This is a genomic window from Solicola agrisoli (genome assembly GCF_049059935.1).
Lineage (GTDB): Bacteria > Actinomycetota > Actinomycetes > Propionibacteriales > Nocardioidaceae > JAURVT01.
Map to the genome: position 1 here is coordinate 22,536 of NZ_JBMGQR010000017.1, position 20,825 is coordinate 43,360.

The following is a 20,825-nucleotide window of genomic DNA, read 5'->3' on the forward strand; positions in this document are numbered from 1 at the left end:
ACCGGTGCGCACACCGTAGTGGCGGGGCGCGGGTCGCGCGCGCCGGCGAGGAAGGCCCGCCTAGGGTGCGGCGACCAGCACGTCGTCGAGCGACAGGACGAGCGGGGCGTTCGTGGCCGAGCTCGACAGGTAGCTGCTGACGCCCACGGCACCGGGTGCCTGCAGGGCCGCCGTGGAGTCGGTGGCGGTGCGCTGCCAGGCGGTCGGCTCGGTGGTGCCGGCCTTCCACACCCGGGCCTGCAGCGTGGTGGGGCTCGTGCCGGTCACCCGCAGCCGCACGAGCAGGCGGTCGCCGGGGGCGTAGGTGACCCCTGTCGACACCGGGGTCGCGAGGACGGTCGTGGTCGACCCGACGACGCGCACGAGCCGCACCGTGACCGCGCCGTTGGCCGTCACGACGACGGGAGCCGCGTAGGTGCCGCCGGCGTTCCGGCGACCGACCACGTCGGTGTACAGGCCCGAGCCCGTGACGGCCTTGTCGGTCGACAGGCTGAGCGAGAGGTCGGCGGTCGTGGTGGAGACCTGGTTCAGCATGCCGGACAGCGTGAGGCCCGGCGTGGGGAACGTGAGCCGCCCGGCGCCGCCGGACACCGCGTAGCGCGACGCCGTGCCCGAGACCGTCCACGCGCCTCCGACGTCGGCGGTGCCGAGACCGTTCGCGACCGTGCGCCCGAAGCCGTCCTGCGCGATCGGGGTCGCTCCGGCGGCGACGGTCACCGTGCGGGTGGTCGTGCCGGTGGCCCCGTCGTCGTCGGTGACGGTGAGCCGCGCGGTGTACGTCCCCGCACCCGCGTAGGTGTGGGAGGGCATGGCGCCCGTGCCGCTGTCGCCGTCACCGAAGTCCCAGGCGTAGGAGGCGATCGTCCCGTCGGTGTCGCTCGACCCGCGACCGTCGAAGGTGCAGTCGAGCGCGGCGCACGACGAGGTGAAGGACGCCGCCGGCGGCTGGTTGGTCGGTGTCGCGTCCTGGTCGATGGTGAAGGCGTCGGCGAAGGTCCCGCCGGCGGCCCGGTCGAAGGAGGCCGAGAGCCTCGTGGCCGTGGCCCGGACGAGCAGGTTGCCCCACGTCGGGTCGGCGTTGAGCGCCGAGTAGGTGGCGAAGTAGGGAGCCTCGGGGTCGTCGGGGTTCGCGTCACGGTAGGTCTGCCCGCCGGTGCCGACGGTCGCGATGACGGTGCCGGCACCCTTGCGGAGCGCCGACCCCGCGTCGGCCACGCAGGCCGGCGTGTAGGTGGCCGGGACGATGGCCGTGCATCCCGTGCCGAGCGCGAGCTGCTTGGTGCGCTGGTACATGTGCTCGTGGCCGTTGAGGACGAGGTCGACCTTCTTCTGCACCAGCAGGTTGGTGATGTCGGGGCCGGCCGGGCACGCGTAGACGCCGATCGTCAGGCACGGCATGTGGGTGCCGACCACGACCCACGGCACCTGCGCGGCGCGCGCGCCGTCGATGGCCGCGGCGGTCCAGGCGTACTCGGGGGTGCCGCTGGCGTAGGTCTGCAGGCCGCTGGGATAGGTGATGCCGGGCGAGATCATCACGAACCGCACCACGGGGTCCTCGCGCGGGACGTCGACGTAGTACTGACGGCCGTAGGTGCCGACCGCGCCGGGGAGCTGGTTGGGCAGGCAGGCCGAGAAGTCGTTGATGTTGCCGTTCTGGCCGTTGGACTCGTGGTTGCCCGACACCAGCTCGAAGGCGAAGCCCTGCCCCACGCGGGCCTTCACGAAGTCGCACCACTGCTGCTCGGCGCCGGTGGCGCCGTAGGACAGGTCGCCGACCGCGAGGTGCAGGTCGGGTGCGAGCTCGCGCACCCGGTTCAGCGTCGCCGAGGAGTTCGTCCCCGCAGCGATGTCGCCCGACGCGGTGAACGAGACGGTGCCTGCGACGGCCGCGGCGTCGACGGCGGCGGGCGCGGCGGTGCGTCCGAGGTCGGCGGTGGCGAGGCCGCCCGCCGTCAGCAGCAGCGCGGTGAGGGCGGTGGCGGTGCGGCGCAGGTTCGGCATGACGGTGGCTCCTCGGGAATGGTGTGACCCACGTCACGCTAGGACCGAGCGGGGTCCCGTGGCGCCGATCGGGGGCGATCTCGTCCGTCCGTGCGCAGAGACCGTCCAGGTGGACGATCGTCCCGGCGAGGTTCGTGGCACGAGACGCGTGCGTGTGAGCCGTCCGTGTGGTACAAAGTGAGGCATGACCAACTTGAGCCTGCACCTCCCCGCCGAGACCTCCCCGGTCGCCGTCGGCGTGGTGCGTCTGCTGGCCTTCCTGGTCGCGTTCGTCGGCGCCGTCGCGCTGCTCGCCGCCCTCGCCGGCTGAGCGCATCGCCTGAGGTCACCCTCAGCGCCTAGGCTGGGGTCGTGACCATCGAACGCCCCGGTGCGGCCACCGAGGACTACCTGAAGACGATCTTCGCCCTGACCGAGTGGGACCCCGACGCCACCGTCACGACGGCAGCCGTCGCCGCCGGTCTCGAGGTGTCGGCGTCGTCGGTCTCGGCGATGGTCCGCAAGATGGGTGGCAACGGCCTGGTCGACCACCGTCGGTACGGCGCGATCGCCCTGACCGAGCGCGGTCGCACCGAGGCCCTGCAGGTCGTGCGACGCCACCGGCTGATCGAGACCTACCTCGTCGAGGCCCTGGGCTACACCTGGGACGAGGTGCACGACGAGGCCGAGGTGCTCGAGCACGCCGTCTCGGGCACGCTCGTCGACCGGATGGACGACGCGCTCGGCCACCCCTGGCGCGACCCGCACGGCGACCCCATCCCGACGCCCGAGGGGACGCTGCACCAGCCCGTCTCGCGCCGCCTGAGCGAGCTCGACGTCGGGGAGCGCGGGTTCGTCGCACGCATCAACGACGACGACCCCGAGCTGCTGCGCCACCTGTCGGGCGAGGCGCTGCACCTCGACGACCAGGTCACCGTCCGTGAGCGGCACCGCTTCCGTGGGTCGGTCACCCTGGAGGTCGGCAGCGACGCCACCGCGCGCGAGCTGTCGCTCGGCGACGACGTGCTCGCCGACGTCTGGGTCACCGACGCCCCGCCCACCCGCCCGCGAGGTGCCGCCCGGGGCTGTGCGTATCCGCGCTGCCGCCACCTCGAGCTGGCCGCAGGCTGAGCAGCAGCGCCGCACCCCACAGCGCGAACCACGGGTCCCACAGCAGCGTGTGCCAGGCGATCGCCCGCAGGTCGGCGTCCGGCGCCGACGGCACGACGCCCGTCAGCACGCCCGCGCCGACGAGGGCCACCACGGTGCCGTAGGCGAGCAGCACCCAGCCGGCGAGCAGCGCCGGCGGTCGCGCCCAGCGGTGCGGCACGAGCGGCAGCAGCGCCACCGCGGCCTTGACGCCCGCCGCGCCCAGCGTGACCAGCGAGGCGGTGAGCCCGCTCGTCGCGCCCGCCGGACCGCCGACGGTGTCGACCAGCCAGGTCGCTCCCAGCGCCCACGAGAGGCTCAGCGCGGCCGATGCGAGGCCGAGCGCGACCGCTGCGCGTCGGGCGTGCTGCCGGAGGTCCGTCATGGGTCCAGCCTGGCCACCGCGGCGCCGTCCGTCGTCCGGGTCGACCCCTGACCGGACCCTGGGACGGCCTAGCCTGGACCCGTGGCCGGGACCCTGATGATCGCCGGGGCGAGCTCGGACGCCGGCAAGAGCATCGTCACCACGGCGCTGTGCCGGGTGCTCGCCCGCCGCGGGGTGTCGGTGGCGCCGTTCAAGGCGCAGAACATGTCGAACAACTCGATGGTGACGCCCGGCGGCACCGAGATCGGCCGCGCCCAGTGGGTGCAGGCCGTGGCCGCTCGCGCCGTCCCCGAGGCCGCGATGAACCCGGTGCTGCTCAAGCCCGGCAGCGACCGCCGCAGCCACGTCGTCGTCATGGGCGAACCGGCGGGCGTGCTCGAGTCCGGTGAGTACGCCGGCGGACGGGCCGCGCTGGCCGAGGCGGCGTTCGCGGCGTTCGACGACCTCCGCAGCCGCTTCGACGTCGTCGTCTGCGAGGGAGCCGGCAGCCCGGCCGAGATCAACCTCCGGCGCTGGGACTACGTCAACATGGGGCTGGCCCGCCACGGCGACGTCCCGGTGCTGCTCGTCGCCGACATCGACCGCGGCGGCGTGCTCGCCCAGCTGTACGGGACGCTCGCGCTCCTCGAGCCCGCCGACCAGGCGTTGCTGGCGGCGTTCTGCGTCAACAAGTTCCGTGGTGACGTCGACCTGCTGCGCCCGGGCCTGGACACCGTCGAGCAGCTGACCGGGCGGCCCGTCGTCGGCGTGCTGCCCTGGGAGACCGGCCTGTGGCTCGACTCCGAGGACGCGCTCGACCTGCAGAGCCGGCCCGTCCCCACCGGCGGCGACCGGCGCGGACGACTGGCGGCGGCCGTCGTCGCGTTTCCGCGGATCAGCAACTTCACCGACGTGGACGCGCTGACGCTGGAGCCGTCGGTGGACGTGACGTTCGCCCGCGACCCTGCCGCGCTCGCGGGAGCCGACGTCGTCGTGCTGCCGGGCACGCGCGCGACGATCGCCGACCTCACGTGGATGCGCGAGCGCGGCCTGGACCGCGCCGTCCTCGACCACGCGGCCCGCGGTGGCGCGGTGCTCGGAGTGTGCGGCGGCTGCCAGGTGCTCGGCCGCCGGGTGGAGGACCCCGACGGTGTCGAGGGTGCTCCCGGGGCCTCCGTGGAGGGGCTCGGGCTGCTCGACCTCGTCACCGTCTTCGGTCGCGAGAAGGTGCTCGGCCTGCCCACGGGCCACGGGCTCGGCGCGCCGGTCGGCGGGTACGAGATCCACCACGGACGGGTGACGCGCGGGCCGTCGGCCGAGGAGCTGCCCGGCGGCGCACGGTCCGGCGGTGTCTTCGGCACGATGTGGCACGGGAGCCTGGAGAGCGACGAGTTCCGTCGCGCGTGGCTGCGGGAGGTGGCGGCGCACGTCGGGCGCGACGACTTCGCCCCCGACCCGTCGCTGCGGTTCGAGGACCACCGGCAGGGCCGCGTCGACGCCCTCGCCGACGCCCTCGAGGAGCACGTCGACGTGGACGCGCTGCTGCGGCTCGTCGAGCAGGGCGCCCCGGTGCTGCCCGTGCTGCGTCCCGTGCTCGAGCCGCCGACGTGACCGTCCTGGTGCTCGGCGGCACCGGCGAGGCGCGGGCCCTGGCCTCCGCCCTGGTCGCCGCCGACGTCGACGTCGTGTCGTCCCTGGCCGGACGCGTCGCACGTCCCGCCCTGCCCGAGGGGCGCACGCGCGTCGGTGGGTTCGGTGGCGTCGAGGGCCTGTCCGGCTGGCTGTCGGCGCACCGGGTCGCCGTCGTCGTCGACGCCACGCACCCGTTCGCGGCGAGGATCTCGGCGAACGCGGTGGCCGCGTGCGCGGCGACGGGCGTGCCGTTGCTGCGGCTCGCGCGCCCCGGGTGGGGGGCGCGTCCCGACGCCGGAGCGTGGCACTGGGTGGACGACACCGCCGCGGCCGCCTCCGTCGCCGCGCGGCTGGGGGGAGGGGTGCTGCTGACGACGGGCCGGCAGGGGCTCGAGGCGTTCGTCCCCGCGCTGCGCGACGCCGCCGTGGTGGCGCGCGTCGTCGACCCGCCGGAGGTCGAGCTGCCGCCGTCGTGGACGGTGCTGCAGGACCGCGGGCCGTACACGGTCGAGGGCGAGACGGCGCTGCTGCGCGCGCGCCACGTGCGGGTGCTCGTCACCAAGGACTCCGGCGGCTCCCTCACCAGCGCCAAGCTCGACGCGGCCGCGGCCCTGGGGGTCGAGGTGGTGGTGGTGCGCCGTCCCGACCGCTCCGGCGCCCCGTCCGTCGCGACCGTCGACGAGGCCGTGGCCTGGGCCCTGACGGGAGTCTCTGGATAGTGGTGCGTCTCTGGATCAGGGTCGCCGGGGCGACCACGATCCAGAGTCTCGCGTGCTGAGGGTCGCGACGACGGCCGCCGCGACCGTCGCGCCCACCCCGACCGCCGCGGCGAGACGCGTCGCGCGCCGCACGTCGGCCACGCCGGGGGAGGGGCCGTCGCCGAGCGTACCGCGGTCCTCGGCCACGCCGCCGTAGACGTTGCTGCCGCCGAGCGTGCGTCCGAGCGCGCCGGCGAACGCCGCCTCGACCGGGCCGGCGTTGGGGCTGGGGTGCTGAGGCGCGTCGCGGCGCCAGGCGCGCACGGCGTCCGACGGGTGCCCGCCGACGAGCGGGGCGCAGGCCGCGGCGAGCAGCGCCGAGACGCGGGCGGGCACGAGGTTGAGCAGGTCGTCCAGCCGTGCCGACGCCCAGCCGAAGTGCAGGTACCGCTCCGAGCGGTGGCCGACCATCGCGTCGAGCGTGTTGGCCGCGCGGTAGGCGAGCAGCCCGGGCACGCCCGCGACGGCCCCGGCGAGCAGTGGCGCGACGACCGCGTCCGAGGTGTTCTCGGCGACCGACTCGACGGTGGCGCGCGCGACGTCGTCGGGCCCGAGGCGGGACGGGTCGCGTCCGACGAGGTGCGTCACCTGCTCGCGCGCGGCGGCGAGGTCGCCGGCGTCGAGGTGGCGTCCGACGGCGACGGCCTCGCGCTCCAGGGAGCGTCCACCGAGCACCGTCCAGGTGGCCGCGGCGGTGACGATCGCGCGGGCGACGGGGTGCGCCCCGGTGGCCCGTTCGGCGGCCAGGCCGAGTGCCGCGGCAGCGCCGACGAGCGTCGCGGCATGGACGACGCCGTGCGCGCGGTCGTCGGCCCAGGTGCGCCGCTCCAGCGCGGCGGCGGCGGTGCCGAAGCCGGCGACGGGGTGAAACCGGCGGGGGTCCCCGAGCGCGCGGTCGAGGACGAACCCGAGGACGAGCCCGGCGGCGCGGGGTTGCATAGGCTGCACCCTACGGATGGTCCGCCCGGCCGGGCGGCGACGGGAGGGACCTGACGATGACCGCACGTCGCGTGCTCGTGACGGGGGGCGTGCGCTCGGGCAAGTCGCGCCACGCCGAGGGGCTGTTCGACGCCGAGGAGCCCGTCGTCTACGTGGCACCCGGGCCGTCGCCCGAGGGCGACCCCGAGTGGGGCGAGCGGGTCGCGGCGCACCGGGCGCGACGTCCGTCGGCCTGGACGACCGTCGAGACCACCGACGTCGCCGCGGCCGTCCGCGACCATCCCGGCCCGCTGCTCCTGGACTGCCTCGGCACCTGGGTGACGGCCGTCCTGGACGAGCTCGACGCGTGGGAGGCGCCGCGCGACGCGTGGGCCGGCGCCGTCGACGCGCGCGTCGAGGACCTCGCGCTGGCGTGGTCGCAGGCGCCGGGCGTCGTGGTGGCGGTGACCAACGAGGTCGGCATGGGCGTCGTCCCCGCCCACCGCTCCGGCCGCGTCTTCCGCGACGTCCTCGGCCAGGTCAACCAGCGCGTCGCCGCCGCGTCCGACGAGGTCGCCCTCGTCGTCGCTGGCCGCGTCCTCCACCTCTGACCGGTGGGACCAAACACCACGTTCACGTGGTGATTGGTCCAGACCATGGGAGATCTCCCGTGCATCGGATCAGTTACCACGTGAACGTGGTGTTTGGTCCATCCGCGCGGTGCGACCGTACCCCCATGACGATCGGCGCCGTCCCCGATCGTCACCGGGTCGGAAGTTTCCCAGGTATACCTGGGAATCCGTCCGAGCACCTGGAGAATTCTCCGTGCCTGGCGCAGTTTCCCAGGTATACCTGGGAAATTGCGGACGGTCAGACGAGCAGGGCGACGAGGATGGCGGCGAGGCAGAGCTCGACCGCGGCGCCGCAGACGTCGCCCGTCACGCCGCCCACGGCTCGCACGGCACGACGCACCAGCAACGCCACCACGACGACGCCGACCGCCGCACACACCAGGCCCGACCACCCGTCGAAGGCGAGCAGGTCGAGGATCAACCGGAAGGTGGACGGCTCGTAGTAGCTCAGGGCGGCCGGAACGGTCCGGGACCCGCCGAAACCCATGTCCTCACCCGGCGGGACGAGCGAATGGGCGAGAGCCAGTGCCGCGCCCACCGCGACCCACACGGTCAGCGAGACGGTCCGCGGCACGGTGCCCGCCACCGCCGCACCGAGGCCCGACCCGCGAGCAGCGGGCACGCCACGGACGCAGACGACCGCCAGCGCGGCCCGCGAGACGCAGACCGCGACCCCGACGACCAGCCATCCACTCACCAGCTGCACCAGGACGCTGAGCGCCGCCACCTGCACCCCGAGCACGAGCACGAGCGCAGCGGCTCCGACGGGGCCGACGTCGCCGGTGCGCATGATCGCGAGCCGGCCCTCGGCGTCCTTGGGGGCGGCGAGGCCGTCGGCGGTGTCGGCGAGGCCGTCGAGGTGCATGCCGCGGTTGGCCAGCGCGAGCACGGCGACGACGAGCACCGCCACCACCGCGCCGGGCAGCGACAGCCACGTCCCCGCCCACGCGACCGCCCCGGCGAGCACGCCCAGGGGCAGCGCGGCCAGCGGGGCGACGGACATCGCGACGGCGGCGCGCGGACGGTCGACGCGCGACGGCGGCGTCACGGGCAGGGCGGTGAGCGTGCCCAGCGAGAGCCGGAGCCCGTCGAGCCAGACCGGCGACGGCTGGTCGGTCACTGCCCGAGGACGTCCGCGAGCAGTGCCGTCTGCGCCAGCAGGAGGGTGGACGACCGCAGCAGCGGGAGCGCGGCGAGGGCTCCGCTGCCCTCGCCCAGACGCAGCCCGAGGTCGAGCAACGGCACCAGGCCGAGCTTGTCGAGCGCGAGCGACTGCGCGGGCTCGGTGGAGCGGTGGCCCGCGGCCAGCCACGCGACGGTGCCCGGCGCGACCCGCTCGGCGACCAGCGCGCACGCCACCGACACCACCCCGTCGAGCAGCACCGGGACGCGCAGGCGGGCGGCGGTGACGAGGAACGCGACCGTCGCCGCGAGGTCGGCGCTGCCGAGCGCGGTGAGCAGGTCGATCGGGTCGTCCACGCGGTCGCCGGCCCGCTCGAGCGCGCGCTGGACGACGTCGAGCTTGCGGACGAGCCCGTCGGCGTCGACGCCCGTCCCGCGGCCGACGACGTCCTCGGCGGGCAGGCCGAGCGCACCGGCGACGAGCGCCGCGACGGGGGTGGTGTTGCCGATGCCCATGTCGCCGACGACGAGCAGGTCGGCGCCCGCCTCGACCTCCTCGGCCGCGATCGCCGCACCGGCGGCCAGCGCGGCAGCAGTCTCCTCGACCGTCAGGGCGTCCTCGAGGTGGATGGCGCCGGACGAGCGCCGCACCCGGTGCGCGCGCACCTCGTCGGGCACCCCGTCGAGCGCGTCGTCCACGGCGATGTCGAGCACGCGCAGGTGCACGCCGTGCTGACGGGCGAGGACGGCGGCGCCGGCGCTCCCGTCGACGAAGGCCCGCACCATCAGGCCGGTGACGGCGCTCGGGTAGGCCGAGACGCCGTGGGCCGAGACGCCGTGGTCACCGGCGAGGACGACGAGCCGCACCGCGTCGAACGACCGCGGCGGGCAGGCGCCCTGCACCGCGGACGACCACACGGCCGCCTCCCCGAGACGTCCGAGGGCGCCGGCGGGGGTGGCCAGCCCCGCGAGCCGCTCGCGCGCCGCGGCGGCGACCGTCGCGTCGGGCGCCGGGACGGGCGTGCCGGGGGCGAGCCTCGGGACGCTCACCGTCCGGCGCCGACGAGCTCGGCGCGGTCGCGTCGTTCGCCGGCCTTGCGCCAGTCGCGGTCGAGCAGCCCGGCGAGCACCAGCCCGAGGACGCCCCACAGCGCGGCCTGCGTCATCAGGGACGCGAGCCTGAACTCCCACAGCAGCGACGCCGGGAAGGTGTCGGGCACCTCCTGGTGGGTGCGCAGCAGGACGCCCGCGAGCACGACCACGACGACGTAGCCGAGCGCGGCCACGGCGATGCCGGTGAAGGCGCCGCGACGCGCGGCGATCGCGCGGGCGACCGCGACGGCGGCGACCACGGCGACCACCGAGACCACGACCATCGAGAAGTAGTCGGCGGTGCGGGCGCCGATGGTGTCGCCACTGCCCACGGCGGGCGGGTTCGGCGGGTACTTCGTGTACGGCACGAGGTAGTAGGCCAGGAAGCCGAGCCCGGTGACGACGCCCGCCGAGGCCGCGGGGCCGAAGCGGCCGAGCCGCCCGGTCGCGAACGCGGTGACGACGCCGACGACGCCGCCGAGGGCGGTGCCGAAGACGACGGTCGCCGTCAGCAGGCCGCCGGTGGCCTGCTCGCCGCGGCTGACGACCGCGTCGTCACCGTGCGAGTGGCCCGCGGTGGCCGCCCCCTCGTCGTGGGAGTGGGCCTCGGTGCCCTCGGCGTGGCTGTGCGCCTCGGTCTCGGCGGGAGCCGCGGCCGAGCCGGACTCCTCGATCTGGATGGCGGAGTCGACGGGCGGCTCGCCCACGACGTACGCGACGGCGAAGGCGGCGAACCCCGCGAGCAGGCCCGCGACGAGACCGCGGACCAGGAAGGTGCGCACCGCCAGCGGGGCGCGCGGGATGGCAGACGTGGTCATGGGTGTCCCCTGAGGCTGCTCGGCGCGCGGCGGATCAGTGGCAGGGGAAGCCGAGCAGGTGCCGGCCGTCGTGCGTCCACTCGTGGATCGCGGTGCCGGAGAACAGCGAGGTCGCGCCCTGCTCGGCGCCGACGAAGTACACCGCGAGGACGGCGACGAGCGCGAGGAGCAGGAGCCAGGGCAGGACCTGGCGGCCGGAGATCGCCGGGACGACGACCTCGGACGAGGGGCTGACGGCGGGGGCGTTGCTGGGGGCCATGGGCTGGACCTTCCTTCACGGGATGTTGCGTCCCTGTGGGGTGGAGGACTCCGTGTGGAGCCCGGGCACCGAGGCGGGGTCTGACTCGACCGCGGAGCGGCCATCGCAGTAGCGCAACTGTGCCGGGTTCTCACCGGCTTCCCGTGACTCAGGTGTCAGCGCACTGTAGCCCCATGGCTCGGGCGATGTCACGGCGTCCCGGCATGCGGCTCCGGGCGCGGCTCACGCCAGCGGGTCGAAGGCCGCCACGGCGCCCACGACGGTGATCGCCGGCGCCCGCAGACCCTCGGCGGCCGCGGCATCGGCGAGCGTCGTCAGCGTGGCCCGGACGACGTGCTGCGACGGCAGGGACGCGTCGGCCACCATGGCGGCCGGGGTGTCGGCCGGCATGCCGCCGGCGACGAGGGCCGCGGCGATCGCGGGCAGGTTGGCGACGGCCATCAGCAGCACCAGGTCGGTGCCGGCGCGGGCCAGGTGGCCGTAGTCGACGGTGCAGCGCTCGTCGTCGGGGGGCACGTGGCCGGACACGACGGTGAAGCCCTGGTTCAGGCCGCGGTGCGTGACGGGGATGCCGCCGAGCGCCGGGCCGGCCAGCGCCGAGCTGATGCCGGGGATGACGCGGGTGGCGATGCCTGCCGCGGCGCACGCCTGCAGCTCCTCGCCGCCGCGACCGAAGACGAAGTTGTCGCCGCCCTTCAGCCGCACGACCCGTCGGCCCGCGCGCGCGTGCTCGACCAGGATCTCGTTGATCCGCTCCTGCGCGGTGAACTCCCCGCGCGGGATCTTGGCGACGTCGACGACCTCGGCGCCGTCCTTGAGCCCGGTGAGCGCGGCCAGCGGGGCGAGGCGGTCGCAGACGACGACGTCCGCGGCACGCAGCGCCTCCAGGCCCGCGACGGTCAGCAGCCCGGGGTCGCCGGGGCCGCCGCCGACGAGGACGACCTCGCCCGCCGCGCCGGGGGCGTCGACGAGGCCGTCGGCGGACGGCGCGTCGGCGGTGACGCAGAGCAGGCCCGCGTCCTCGGCGTCCTTGGCCACCTGGGCGTCGACGGCGGGGTCGCCCGAGGCGGCGACGACGAGTCGTGCGCCCTCGAGGTCGGCGGGGCTGTACCCGCGGTGGCGCCAGGCGACGACGCCGCGGTCGGCGAGGTCGGCGATCGCCGCGACGGCCTCGGTGGCGACGACGGTGACGCGCGCGTGGGCGTCGCGCAGCGCGGCGACGTGGCCGATGGCCTGGGCGCCGGCGCCGACCACGACGACGGGTCGGTCCTGCAGCGCGAGGCCGACGACGTAGCGGCGGGGCTCAGCCATGGGACGGCTCCTTGACGACGGTCGGCGACTCCACGCCGGTGCGGACGAGCGCGGCGAGCAGCTCGCGGGTGGTGGCGGGGTCGCGGACGGCGATGCGCACCCACTCCGGCCCGAGCCCCGGGAAGGAGTCTCCCCGACGCAGCGCGTGGCCCTCGGCCCGCACCCGCTCGCGGACGCCCTCGCCGACGCGCACGAGCACGAACGGCGTGGCGGGGGAGCCGGCGACGGGGAGCCCGAGGTCGGCCAGGCCCTGCACGAGGACGGCGCGGTGGCGGGCCACCAGGACGGCCCGGCGCTCGGCCTCGGCGACGGCGGTGCCGGTCGAGCAGGCGAGCATCGTCGCGGCGGCGCTGGACGAGACGGACCACGGCGGCTGCTGGGCGGCGAGCTCGGCGACCAGGCCCGCCTCGCCGACGACGTAGCCGGCGCGCACGCCGGGCACCGACCAGGTCTTGGTGAGGCTGCGGACGACGAGCAGCCCGGGCACCACCTGCGCGGTGAGCGACTGGCGCTCGCCGCTGACGGCGTCCATGAACGCCTCGTCGACGACGACCACACGTCCCGGTCGCAGCAGCTGCCGGATCGTGGCGGCGGTGTGCAGGGCGCCGGTGGGGTTGGTCGGGTTGCCCACCATCACCAGGTCGGCGTCCTCGGGCACGTCGTCAGGGTGCAGCGCGAACCCGCCCTCGGGCCGGCACAGCACGTGGCGGACGTCGTGCCCCGCGGCGCGCAGCGCGGCCTCGGGCTCGGTGAACTGCGGGTGCACGACCACGGGCGCCCGCCACGGACGCATCCGCGCCACGAGCGTGAACGCCTCGGCGCCGCCCGCCGTGGGCAGCACCTCGTCGGGGTGGCGGACGTGGCGGTCGGCGATCGCCTGACGGGCCTGCGACGCGTCGGGGTACTCGTGCGTGTCGCGGATGCTGTCGGCCAGGGCGCGCTCCAGCCAGTCCGGACGCGGCAGGCGCTGGACGTTGACCGCGAAGTCCGTCAGCCCGGAGCCCTGGTCGGAGTCGCCGTGGTGGTGCAGGTCGGGCCCGACGCGCGCCGGTGCGGGACGGGGCGCGACGGTCGACGTCGCGACGCGTCCGTCGGCGACGGCGGCGTGGACGGCGTCGGCGAACCGGGTGGCCGAGCGGGGGTGGCCGGCCCAGTGGGTGTGCAGGTAGGCCGCGTGCAGCGTGGGGCTGCCGGTGCCGGCGGGGTCGGCGCTGAACCCGTGCTGCCTGCCGTCGACGATCCACGCGGCGCTCGCGCCGTCGGCGGAGTCGTGGGGCGGGTCGACGGTCGTGCGGTGGAACTCGTGGCCGGTGATGCGTCCGCCCGCGGGGGCGAGCAGCGTGTCGGCCGGTGCGACGGCGGTGCGGTAGCCGAGCGTCAGGCGCGGCGTCATCACGGCGGTGGCGTCGATCGCGCCCACCATGGACGCGCCGTCGACCGAGCGCGTCAGGTACAGCAGGCCGGCGCACTCGCCGACCGTGGGCACGCCGCGACGCACGGCCTCGCGCAGTGCGTGGCGCAGCGGCTCGTTGGCGCTGAGCCCGGCGGCGTGCACCTCGGGGAAGCCACCGCCCAGGTAGATGCCCGCGGTGCCGGGGGGCAGGGCCTCGTCGGTGGTGGGGTCGACGTACGCGGTGCGCAGGCCGGCGGCGTGCAGCAGCTCGGTGGTCTCGGCGTAGCGGAACGTGAACGCGCGACCGCCGGCCACCGCGACGAGCGGTGCCTCGCCGCCGGAGGTCTGCTCGCGTCCGACGGCCTCGGCGGCCGACCACGGCTCGGCGTCGAGGTCGGGGGCGGAGCGGGCGATGCGCAGCACCTCGGCGAGGTCGACGTGCTCGGCCACCTGGGCGGCGAGCCGGTCGAGGGCCGCGGCGGCGTCGCCGCGCTCGGCGGCGGGCACCAGACCGAGGTGGCGCGACGGCGCGCTGACGCCGTCGTCGCGCGCGAGCACGCCGAGCACCGGGACGCCGGTGGCCTCGAGCGCCGAGACCACCTCGGCACCGTGGCGGGGCGAGCCGACCTTGTTGAGGATGACGCCCGCGATGCGCACGCGCGGGTCGAACGTCGCCATGCCGTGCACGACCGCGGCGATCGAGCGCGACGCCGACGACACGTCGACGACCAGGACCACCGGCGCCTGGATGAGCCCGGCGACGTGGGCGGTGGACGCGAACCCCTCGCGTCCGAGCGCGCCGTCGAACAGGCCCATGACGCCCTCGACCACGGCGACGTCGGCCTGCCTGGGCGTCGCGGCGCCGTGGAGCAGCAGCGGGACGAGCCGCTGCTCGCCCACCATGTGCGGGTCGAGGTTGCGGCCGGGACGGCCGGTGGCGAGCGCGTGGTAGCCGGGGTCGATGTAGTCCGGGCCCACCTTGTGGCCGCTGACCTCGTGGCCGGCGCGGCGCAGCGCGGCCATCAGCCCGGTGGCGACGGTGGTCTTGCCGTGGCCCGACGCGGGCGCGGCGACGACGACACGGGGGAGCGGGGTCACCACTCGATCCCCCGCTGGCCCTTCTGGCCCTGCTCGAAGGGGTGCTTGACCTGCGTCATCTCGGTGACGAGGTCGGCGAGCTCGACGATCTTGGGGTCGGCCCGGCGTCCGGTGATGACGACGTGCTGCTGCCCGGGGCGGTTCGCGAGCGTCTCGACCACGTCGTCGACGTCGATCCAGCCCCAGTTGATCGGGTAGGTGAACTCGTCGAGCACGTACATCCGGTGCGTCTCGGCGGCGAGGCGGCGCTTGATCTCCTGCCAGCCCGCGAGCGCGTCGGCGGCGTGGTCGGTCTCGTCGCCGTCCTTGCGCGACCACGACCACCCGGCGCCCATCTTGTGCCACTCCATCGGCCCGCCGACGCCCTCGCGCTCGTGCAGGTCGGCGAGGGTCTCGACGGCGGTCTGCTCGCCGATGCGCCACTTGGCGGACTTGACGAACTGGAACACCCCGACCGGCCAGCCCTGGTTCCAGTGGCGCAGCGCGAGGCCGAACGCGGCGGTGCTCTTGCCCTTGCCGTCGCCGGTGTGGACGATCACGAGCGGCCGGTTGCGGCGCTGCTTGGTGGTGAGGCCGTCGTCCGGGACGGTGGTGGGGACTCCCTGGGGCATCAGGCGGCCCTTCCTGCGACGGCGTCGGCGCCCTGGCGGACGACGGCGGCGAGCTGCTCGGCGGCGATCTCGCCGAGGGGGACGTACGCGGCCTGGAGGTGGTCCGACAGCGTCCTGGCCAGCCCCATCCGGAACCGGCCGGTCTCGCAGTCGACGACCATGCTGGCGACGCCCTGCGCGGCAAGGTGGTCGGCCATCTGCCGCGAGCGGCCGACGGCGTCGGCGCCCGCGGTGGCGCGGCCGTCGGTGACCACCACGAGGAGCGGGCGGCGCCGGGGGTCGCGGATGCGCTCCAGGCGCAGAGTCTCGCTGGCGGTCCACAGGCCCTCGGCGAGCGGCGTGCGTCCACCGGCGGGCAGCTCGCGCAGGCGGGCGGCGGCGATCTCGACCGAGCCCGTGGGCGGCAGGTCGAGCGCGGCTCCCTGACCGCGGAACGTCACCAGGCCCACCTTGTCGCGGCGCTGGTACGCGTCGAGCAGCAGCGACAGGACGGCGGTCTTGACCTGCTCCATCCGGCGACGCGCGGCCATCGAGCCGGACGCGTCGACGCACAGCAGCACGAGGTTGGACTCGCGTCCCTCCTTGACCGCCAGGCGCAGGTCACCGCCCCGCAGGGACAGGCCCGGGCCGGAGGCGCCCCGCGAGCGCTGGTGCGGCGCGGCCGCGCGGATCGTCTCGAGCAGGTGGATCGCGCCGGGCTCGCCGTCGGGGCGGCGCGCGCCGACGGTGCGTCCGCTGGTGGTGAGGGCGCGCGAGCGTCGTCCGGCCTCGCCGGCGCCTGCGCCGGGCACCTGGAACAGGCGGGTGCGGTACGCCTCCTGGGGTGCGACGACGCTCGTCGGCGACTGCCCGCCCTGCTGGTCGCCCTGCGGCTCCGGCTCGGGCTCGGGGGCGGGCTCCTGCTCGGCCTCGGCGGTCTGGTTCGGCGGCTGGTCGGTGGGCTCGGTGGTCTCCGGCGGTGCCTCGCCCGGCTGATGCGGGGGAGCGTCGGCCTGCTCGGGCTGGTCGTCGTCGGCGTCGCCGCCGGGCTCGTCGTCCGGCGCGGGCGACGGCGGGTCGGGCTCGGGCTCGTCGTCGCCGAGGATCGCGTCGAGGAGGTCCTCGTCGATGCCCGGGGCGTCGAACGGGTTGCGGCGGCGGCGGTGCGGGATCGCCAGTCGTGCGGCGGCGCGGACGTCGGCGCGGGTGACGGCGAGGCGTCCCTGCCAGGCGGCGTGGGCGACGGCGGTGCGCGCGGTGACGATGTCGGCGCGCATGCCGTCGACCTCGAACGCCGCGCAGACCTCGGCGATCTTGGTGAGCACGTCGAGGCCGAGCTCGACGTCGTCGAGGACCGCCTGCGCCGTGGCGATCCGCTCACCGAGCTCGCGCTCGGCGCCGGCGTAGCGGGCGGTGAAGGCGGTGGGGTCCTGCTCGTAGGCCAGGCGGCGGCGGACGACCTCGACGCGGACCGACGGGTCGCGCGGCGCGGCCACCTCGACGGTGAGGCCGAAGCGGTCGAGCAGCTGCGGGCGCAGCTCGCCCTCCTCGGGGTTCATCGTCCCGACGAGCACGAACTGGGCGGCGTGGCTCACCGAGACGCCGTCGCGCTCGACCGTCGAGCGGCCCATCGCGGCGGCGTCGAGCAGGAGGTCGACGAGGTGGTCGTGCAGCAGGTTGACCTCGTCGACGTAGAGGATCCCGCGGTGCGCGGCGGCGAGCAGGCCGGGCTCGTACTCGCTGACGCCGCTCGTCAGGGCCTTCTCCAGGTGGATCGAGCCGAGCACGCGGTCCTCGGTGGCGCCGACGGGCAGCTCGACGAGGCGCACGGCGCGCGTCGACGTCGGGGCGTCGGCGGCGAACGGGCCGTCGGGGCTGAGGGGCGACGGGTCGGCCGGGTCGCTGGAGAACCGGTCGGCGGTGATCACGTCGATGGGCGGCAGCAGGTCGGGCAGCGCGCGGACCATCGTCGACTTGGCGGTGCCCTTCTCGCCGCGCACGAGCACGCCGCCGATGGCCGGAGAGACGGCCGACAGCGTCAGGGCGAGGGCCATGTCGTCGGCGCCGACGACGGCGGTGAACGGGAAGCGGTTCATCGGGTCGCCTCCGGGCGTCGGGTCCAGCGCTCGGCGTGGACGGCGTGACCCAGCGGACGGCGCTCGCGCCAGCCGTGCCGGAGCAGGTCGGGGGTCTCCTGCAGCTGCTCGACCGGGCCGATGCACAGCCACGCGACGGGGCGGACGTGCGTGGGCAGCCCGACGAGGGAGGACAGGAACGGCTCGCGGTAGAACGACACCCACCCGACGCCGAGGCCCTCGGCGGTGGCGGCGAGCCAGAGGTTCTGGATGGCCAGGCACGTCGAGTACAGGCCGGTGTCGGCGATGGTGTGGCGCCCGAGCGGCGACGGACCGCCGCGCGTGGGGTCGTACGTCACGACGACGCCGGCGCTCGACTCGCGGACGCCCTCGACCTTGATCGGCGCGAACGTGGTGGCGCGGTCGTCGTCGAGCGAGTCGGCGTACGCGGTGCGCTGCTGGACGACGTGGTCGGCGAACGTCCCGCGGGTGGCGGGGTCGCGGACGACGACGAAGTCCCACGGCTGGGTGAGCCCGACGCTCGGCGCCTGGTGGGCAGCGCCGAGGACGCGCATCAGCACGTCGTCGTCGAGCGGCTCGCCGGAGAACTCCGCGCGGACGTCGCGGCGCCTGCCGATGACGTCGTAGAGGTCCGTGGAGAGGTGGGTGGTGCCGATCACTGAACAGGCTCCCGCTGTCGTGGACGGTTCGGTGGCAGCGTCCCGGGGCCGGTCTTCGGACTTCCTGATCGTCACCCACCGACCGCCTTCCCGGGGCTCTCGTCCCAGTGGCTGCGCTCTCGCGCCGGTCGGCGGCTCCCAGGTCACCGCAGCGGGCCTGTGCCGGACTCCCACCGGCTTCCCGATTATCCCCTGACGGGGCACCTCGGTCGTGCTGCCGCCCTCATCGTAGACCCGGGACCGGGGCTGCTCGCGAGCCCGTCCACGGCCTAGGGTTGCGGGCCATGGCCCCGCTCGTGCACGTCGTCGGGATCGGTGCGGACGGCTGGGAGGGCCTGGCGCCGGGTCCGCAGGCACTCGTCCTCCACGCCGACGTGCTGCTCGGCGGCGCCCGGCACCTGGCGCTCGTCCCCGACGTCGCCGGTCAGCGGCGCGAGGCGTGGCCGTCGCCGCTGCGCGAGGGACTCCCCGCGCTGCTCGCCTCGACCGAGGGCAGGGCCGTCGTCGCGCTCGCGTCCGGCGACCCGTTCGTCTCGGGCATCGGCGCGACGCTCGTCGACCTGCTGGGCACCGCCGGCGTCGTCGTGCACCCGCACGTGTCGTCCGCCGCCCTCGCCGGCGCGCGGATGGGCTGGCCGTCAGAGACGTACGACGTGGTGACGCTCGTGGGCCGCGACCCGTCCGTGCTGTCCCGCTGGGTGGCGCCCGGACGCCGGTTGCTGCTGCTGTCGTCCGACGGGTCGACGCCCGCCGTCGTCGCCGACCTGCTGACACGCCTCGGGTACGGCGCCAGCGCGATGACGGTGCTGGGCGACCTCGCCGGGCCCGCGGAGTCGCGCACCGACCACGCCCGCGCCGACGCCCTCGACGGCGACTCACCGCCGCTGAACGTCGTGGCGCTGACGTGCGCGGTGGACGACCCGGCCGTCGTCCACGCGTCCCTGCCCGGCCTGCCCGACGACGCGTTCGAGCACGACGGCCAGCTGACCAAGCGCGACGTCCGCGCGTCCGCCCTGGCCCGGCTCGCCCCGACGCCGGGCGAGCTGCTGTGGGACGTCGGCGCGGGCGCCGGGTCGCTCGGCATCGAGTGGATGCGGGCGCACCCCCGCAACCGGGCCGTCGCCGTCGAGGGCGACCCCGTCCGCGCCGAGCGGATCGCCCGCAACGCGTCGGCGCTCGGCGTCCCCGCGCTGCAGGTGGTGACCGGTCGCGCGCCCGACGCCCTGGCCGGGCTGCCCGCACCCGACGCCGTCTTCGTCGGCGGCGGCGCGACCGTCGACGGGCTGCTCGAGGCGTGCGTCGCGGCGCTGCGTCCGGGCGGTCGGCTGGTGGCGCACGGCGTCACGCTGGAGACCGAGGCGCGGCTGCACCGGGCGTACGTCGAGCACGGCGGGGAGCTGACCCGGCTGTCGGTGGAGCACGCCGACGCGATCGGCGGGTTCACCGGGTGGGCCCCGGCGCGCGCGGTGGTGCAGTGGAGCATGAGGGCGTGACCGTCCACTTCGTCGGCGCGGGCCCCGGGGCCGCCGACCTCCTCACCGTCCGCGCCGCCCGGCTGCTCGGCTCGACGCCCGTCTGCGTCTACGCGGGCACGTACGTCGACCCCGAGGTGCTCGCGCTGTGCCCCGACGACGCCACGCTCGTCGACACCCAGCACCTCGACCTCGACCAGATCACCGCCACGCTGGTCTCGGCTCACGAGGCCGGCCAGGACGTCGTCCGCCTCTGCTCGGGCGACCCGTCGGTCTACTCCGCGATGACCGAGCAGGCCCGCCGCCTCGACCTCGCCGGCGTGCCCTGGGACGTGACGCCCGGCGTCCCCGCCTACGCCGCGGCCGCCGCCCTCGTCGGCGCCGAGCTGACCGTGCCCGAGGTGGCGCAGACCGTCGTCCTCACCCGCACGCAGGCGCGGTCGACGAGGATGCCGGCCACCGAGGCGCTCCCGCAGCTGGCCGCGACCCGCGCCACCCTCGCCCTCCACCTCGCCATCACCCGCATCCGCGTGCTCGTGGACGACCTCGTCCCTGAGTACGGCGCCGACTGCCCCGTCGTCGTGGTGCACCGCGCGTCCCAGCCGGGCGAGCTGGTCCTCGTCGGGACGCTCGCCGACATCGCCGACGCCGTCGAGGAGGCCGGCCTGCGGCAGGCCGCCGTGATCCTGGTGGGTCGCGCGCTGGAGTCCGCGCAGGCCGTCGGCCAGTCCGTCGACGTCCGCGGCTCCCACCTCTACGACCCGGCCCGCCCCCGCCCCTCCTGACCCGGCGGTGGGTACGGCACCACGTCAGCGGCCCAGCGGTGGGTGTGCCCCCAGGATCGGCACGAAAGTGGGGCCATACCCACCGCCGGGCGCCGCGGTTCGGCCGCGGCGCGACCAGGGGTCCGGGAGGATGGACGCATGCCGCCCCGCGCCGTCCGAGCCCTCAAGCTGTTCGTCTGGACGGCGGTGCCGTTCGGCGTGGTGATGGGCCTGGTGTACGCCCTGGTCGACCTCACCGGCAGGGCGCCCGAGAACGCGTGGCGCACCGGCCTCGTCCTCGGCGCCGCGGTCGGCGTCGCGTTCGGGGTCGTGCTGACGGCCGTCACCCTCGTCGCCGACAAGCTGCGCCGCGACGCCACCGGCATCCCCCTCTCGGTGGGCACCCGGCCGACGCACCGGATGCGCGTCGAGCGCCCCGTCGAGCAGGTGGTCCAGCAGGCGCGCAGCGTGCTGTGGCACGTCACCGGCGCGACCGCCGCCGAGGACCCGCGCGCCGGGACGCTGAGCGCGACGACCCGCCCGAGCTGGTGGAGCTGGGGCGACGTCGTCACGGTCACCGTCCACCCCGACGGGCCCCACGCCGCGCTCGTCGAGGTGGCCAGCCGCCCGCGCCTGCGCGCCACGCTCGTCGACTACGGGTCCAATGCGGGCCACGTCCGCCAGGTCGCGCAGGGTCTCGTCCCACCCGCCTGAGGTC

20 protein-coding genes and 1 riboswitch are annotated in these 20,825 nt (G+C 75.8%); of the genes, 8 read left to right on the forward strand and 12 right to left on the reverse strand.

What is annotated here, in order from left to right; genetic code table 11:
• Nucleotides 1–60: 60 nt before the first annotated feature.
• Complete coding sequence (locus tag ACI6PP_RS08615; protein WP_421110823.1) at nt 61–2,001, reverse strand: PKD domain-containing protein; 1,941 nt, start codon at nt 1,999–2,001, stop codon at nt 61–63.
• Between the two features lie 184 nt (nt 2,002–2,185).
• Here ACI6PP_RS08615 and ACI6PP_RS08620 point away from each other — a divergent pair, with 184 nt between their 5' ends.
• Together ACI6PP_RS08620 and ACI6PP_RS08625 are read left to right on the forward strand one after the other, a co-directional pair.
• Entirely contained in the window at nt 2,186–2,311 is a 126-nt protein-coding gene (locus ACI6PP_RS08620) for a hypothetical protein (RefSeq protein WP_421110825.1), read from the forward strand.
• Nucleotides 2,312–2,352: 41 nt separating this feature from the next.
• Nucleotides 2,353–3,111 carry a metal-dependent transcriptional regulator gene (locus ACI6PP_RS08625; RefSeq protein ID WP_421110827.1) on the forward strand — a complete coding sequence of 253 codons (759 nt, stop codon included), beginning with the start codon at nt 2,353–2,355 and terminating at the stop codon, nt 3,109–3,111.
• Here ACI6PP_RS08625 and ACI6PP_RS08630 read toward each other — a convergent pair.
• Nucleotides 3,023–3,514, reverse strand: coding sequence for a DUF3995 domain-containing protein (locus ACI6PP_RS08630; protein ID WP_421110829.1), 492 nt, complete (start codon nt 3,512–3,514; stop codon nt 3,023–3,025). The two genes, ACI6PP_RS08625 and ACI6PP_RS08630, sit on opposite strands and share 89 nt — an antisense overlap.
• 96 nt (nt 3,515–3,610) lie before the next feature.
• Between ACI6PP_RS08630 and ACI6PP_RS08635 the strand changes: the two genes are divergently transcribed.
• Nucleotides 3,611–5,104 carry a cobyric acid synthase gene (locus ACI6PP_RS08635; protein WP_421110896.1) on the forward strand — a complete coding sequence of 498 codons (1,494 nt, stop codon included), beginning with the start codon at nt 3,611–3,613 and terminating at the stop codon, nt 5,102–5,104.
• Nucleotides 5,101–5,844, forward strand: coding sequence for a cobalt-precorrin-6A reductase (locus ACI6PP_RS08640; protein WP_421110831.1), 744 nt, complete (start codon nt 5,101–5,103; stop codon nt 5,842–5,844). Before ACI6PP_RS08635 ends, ACI6PP_RS08640 begins: the two co-directional genes overlap by 4 nt.
• A gap of 15 nt (nt 5,845–5,859) precedes the next feature.
• Here the strand turns inward: ACI6PP_RS08640 and ACI6PP_RS08645 are convergent, their stop codons facing one another.
• Nucleotides 5,860–6,822, reverse strand: a complete 963-nt coding sequence (locus ACI6PP_RS08645) for a cobalamin biosynthesis protein (protein WP_421110833.1) — start codon at nt 6,820–6,822, stop codon at nt 5,860–5,862.
• Nucleotides 6,823–6,878: 56 nt separating this feature from the next.
• Between ACI6PP_RS08645 and cobU the strand changes: the two genes are divergently transcribed.
• Nucleotides 6,879–7,412, forward strand: a complete 534-nt coding sequence (gene cobU / locus ACI6PP_RS08650; RefSeq protein ID WP_421110835.1) for a bifunctional adenosylcobinamide kinase/adenosylcobinamide-phosphate guanylyltransferase — start codon at nt 6,879–6,881, stop codon at nt 7,410–7,412.
• Nucleotides 7,413–7,671: 259 nt separating this feature from the next.
• Here the strand turns inward: cobU and ACI6PP_RS08655 are convergent, their stop codons facing one another.
• The 9 genes from ACI6PP_RS08655 to bluB form a co-directional block, all read right to left on the reverse strand.
• Nucleotides 7,672–8,553 carry an adenosylcobinamide-GDP ribazoletransferase gene (locus ACI6PP_RS08655; protein WP_421110837.1) on the reverse strand — a complete coding sequence of 294 codons (882 nt, stop codon included), beginning with the start codon at nt 8,551–8,553 and terminating at the stop codon, nt 7,672–7,674.
• Nucleotides 8,550–9,605 (reverse strand): nicotinate-nucleotide--dimethylbenzimidazole phosphoribosyltransferase, encoded by a 1,056-nt coding sequence (gene cobT / locus ACI6PP_RS08660; protein WP_421110839.1) that lies wholly within the window; start codon nt 9,603–9,605, stop codon nt 8,550–8,552. The genes ACI6PP_RS08655 and cobT overlap by 4 nt, the downstream gene beginning before the upstream one ends.
• Nucleotides 9,602–10,465, reverse strand: coding sequence for a CbtA family protein (locus ACI6PP_RS08665; RefSeq protein WP_421110841.1), 864 nt, complete (start codon nt 10,463–10,465; stop codon nt 9,602–9,604). Before ACI6PP_RS08665 ends, cobT begins: the two co-directional genes overlap by 4 nt.
• Nucleotides 10,466–10,499: 34 nt before the next feature.
• A complete protein-coding gene (locus ACI6PP_RS08670; RefSeq protein ID WP_421110843.1) occupies nt 10,500–10,724 on the reverse strand; it encodes a CbtB domain-containing protein in 225 nt (74 codons plus the stop codon).
• A 222-nt stretch (nt 10,725–10,946) separates the two neighbouring features.
• Nucleotides 10,947–12,035, reverse strand: a complete 1,089-nt coding sequence (cobA, locus tag ACI6PP_RS08675) for a uroporphyrinogen-III C-methyltransferase (protein ID WP_421110845.1) — start codon at nt 12,033–12,035, stop codon at nt 10,947–10,949.
• On the reverse strand, nt 12,028–14,529 hold the full coding sequence (locus tag ACI6PP_RS08680) for a bifunctional hydrogenobyrinic acid a,c-diamide synthase/histidinol phosphate aminotransferase CobBC (protein ID WP_421110847.1): 2,502 nt from the start codon (nt 14,527–14,529) through the stop codon (nt 12,028–12,030). Before ACI6PP_RS08680 ends, cobA begins: the two co-directional genes overlap by 8 nt.
• Nucleotides 14,523–15,137 carry a cob(I)yrinic acid a,c-diamide adenosyltransferase gene (cobO, locus tag ACI6PP_RS08685; RefSeq protein ID WP_421110849.1) on the reverse strand — a complete coding sequence of 205 codons (615 nt, stop codon included), beginning with the start codon at nt 15,135–15,137 and terminating at the stop codon, nt 14,523–14,525. The genes ACI6PP_RS08680 and cobO overlap by 7 nt, the downstream gene beginning before the upstream one ends.
• Nucleotides 15,137–17,212 carry a VWA domain-containing protein gene (locus ACI6PP_RS08690; protein WP_421110851.1) on the reverse strand — a complete coding sequence of 692 codons (2,076 nt, stop codon included), beginning with the start codon at nt 17,210–17,212 and terminating at the stop codon, nt 15,137–15,139. Before ACI6PP_RS08690 ends, cobO begins: the two co-directional genes overlap by 1 nt.
• Nucleotides 17,209–17,871 carry a 5,6-dimethylbenzimidazole synthase gene (gene bluB / locus ACI6PP_RS08695; protein ID WP_421110853.1) on the reverse strand — a complete coding sequence of 221 codons (663 nt, stop codon included), beginning with the start codon at nt 17,869–17,871 and terminating at the stop codon, nt 17,209–17,211. The genes ACI6PP_RS08690 and bluB overlap by 4 nt, the downstream gene beginning before the upstream one ends.
• Before the next feature lie 46 nt (nt 17,872–17,917).
• A riboswitch (cobalamin riboswitch) is annotated at nt 17,918–18,076 on the reverse strand.
• A gap of 79 nt (nt 18,077–18,155) precedes the next feature.
• Between bluB and cbiE the strand changes: the two genes are divergently transcribed.
• The 3 genes from cbiE to ACI6PP_RS08710 all read left to right on the forward strand — a co-directional run bounded on the left by cbiE (nt 18,156) and on the right by ACI6PP_RS08710 (nt 20,821).
• Nucleotides 18,156–19,364, forward strand: a complete 1,209-nt coding sequence (cbiE, locus tag ACI6PP_RS08700) for a precorrin-6y C5,15-methyltransferase (decarboxylating) subunit CbiE (protein WP_421110855.1) — start codon at nt 18,156–18,158, stop codon at nt 19,362–19,364.
• Nucleotides 19,361–20,128 (forward strand): precorrin-4 C(11)-methyltransferase, encoded by a 768-nt coding sequence (cobM, locus tag ACI6PP_RS08705; protein ID WP_421110857.1) that lies wholly within the window; start codon nt 19,361–19,363, stop codon nt 20,126–20,128. Before cbiE ends, cobM begins: the two co-directional genes overlap by 4 nt.
• A 138-nt stretch (nt 20,129–20,266) precedes the next feature.
• Nucleotides 20,267–20,821: a hypothetical protein gene (locus ACI6PP_RS08710; protein ID WP_421110859.1), complete on the forward strand. Its 555-nt coding sequence runs from the start codon at nt 20,267–20,269 to the stop codon at nt 20,819–20,821.
• The last annotated feature ends 4 nt before the right edge of the window (nt 20,822–20,825 follow it).

What these genes read in the sequence shown, in the direction of transcription:
- ACI6PP_RS08615 (WP_421110823.1), bottom strand. Translation starts at nt 2,001, where the DNA reads ATGCCGAACCTGCGCCGCACCGCCACCGCCCTCACCGCGCTGCTGCTG.
- ACI6PP_RS08620 (WP_421110825.1), top strand. Translation starts at nt 2,186, where the DNA reads ATGACCAACTTGAGCCTGCACCTCCCCGCCGAGACCTCCCCGGTCGCC.
- ACI6PP_RS08630 (WP_421110829.1), bottom strand. Translation starts at nt 3,514, where the DNA reads ATGACGGACCTCCGGCAGCACGCCCGACGCGCAGCGGTCGCGCTCGGC.
- ACI6PP_RS08635 (WP_421110896.1), top strand. Translation starts at nt 3,611, where the DNA reads ATGATCGCCGGGGCGAGCTCGGACGCCGGCAAGAGCATCGTCACCACG.
- ACI6PP_RS08645 (WP_421110833.1), bottom strand. Translation starts at nt 6,822, where the DNA reads ATGCAACCCCGCGCCGCCGGGCTCGTCCTCGGGTTCGTCCTCGACCGC.
- cobU (WP_421110835.1), top strand. Translation starts at nt 6,879, where the DNA reads ATGACCGCACGTCGCGTGCTCGTGACGGGGGGCGTGCGCTCGGGCAAG.
- ACI6PP_RS08665 (WP_421110841.1), bottom strand. Translation starts at nt 10,465, where the DNA reads ATGACCACGTCTGCCATCCCGCGCGCCCCGCTGGCGGTGCGCACCTTC.
- ACI6PP_RS08670 (WP_421110843.1), bottom strand. Translation starts at nt 10,724, where the DNA reads ATGGCCCCCAGCAACGCCCCCGCCGTCAGCCCCTCGTCCGAGGTCGTC.
- cobA (WP_421110845.1), bottom strand. Translation starts at nt 12,035, where the DNA reads ATGGCTGAGCCCCGCCGCTACGTCGTCGGCCTCGCGCTGCAGGACCGA.
- cobO (WP_421110849.1), bottom strand. Translation starts at nt 15,137, where the DNA reads ATGCCCCAGGGAGTCCCCACCACCGTCCCGGACGACGGCCTCACCACC.
- ACI6PP_RS08690 (WP_421110851.1), bottom strand. Translation starts at nt 17,212, where the DNA reads ATGAACCGCTTCCCGTTCACCGCCGTCGTCGGCGCCGACGACATGGCC.
- cbiE (WP_421110855.1), top strand. Translation starts at nt 18,156, where the DNA reads ATGGCCCCGCTCGTGCACGTCGTCGGGATCGGTGCGGACGGCTGGGAG.
- ACI6PP_RS08710 (WP_421110859.1), top strand. Translation starts at nt 20,267, where the DNA reads ATGCCGCCCCGCGCCGTCCGAGCCCTCAAGCTGTTCGTCTGGACGGCG.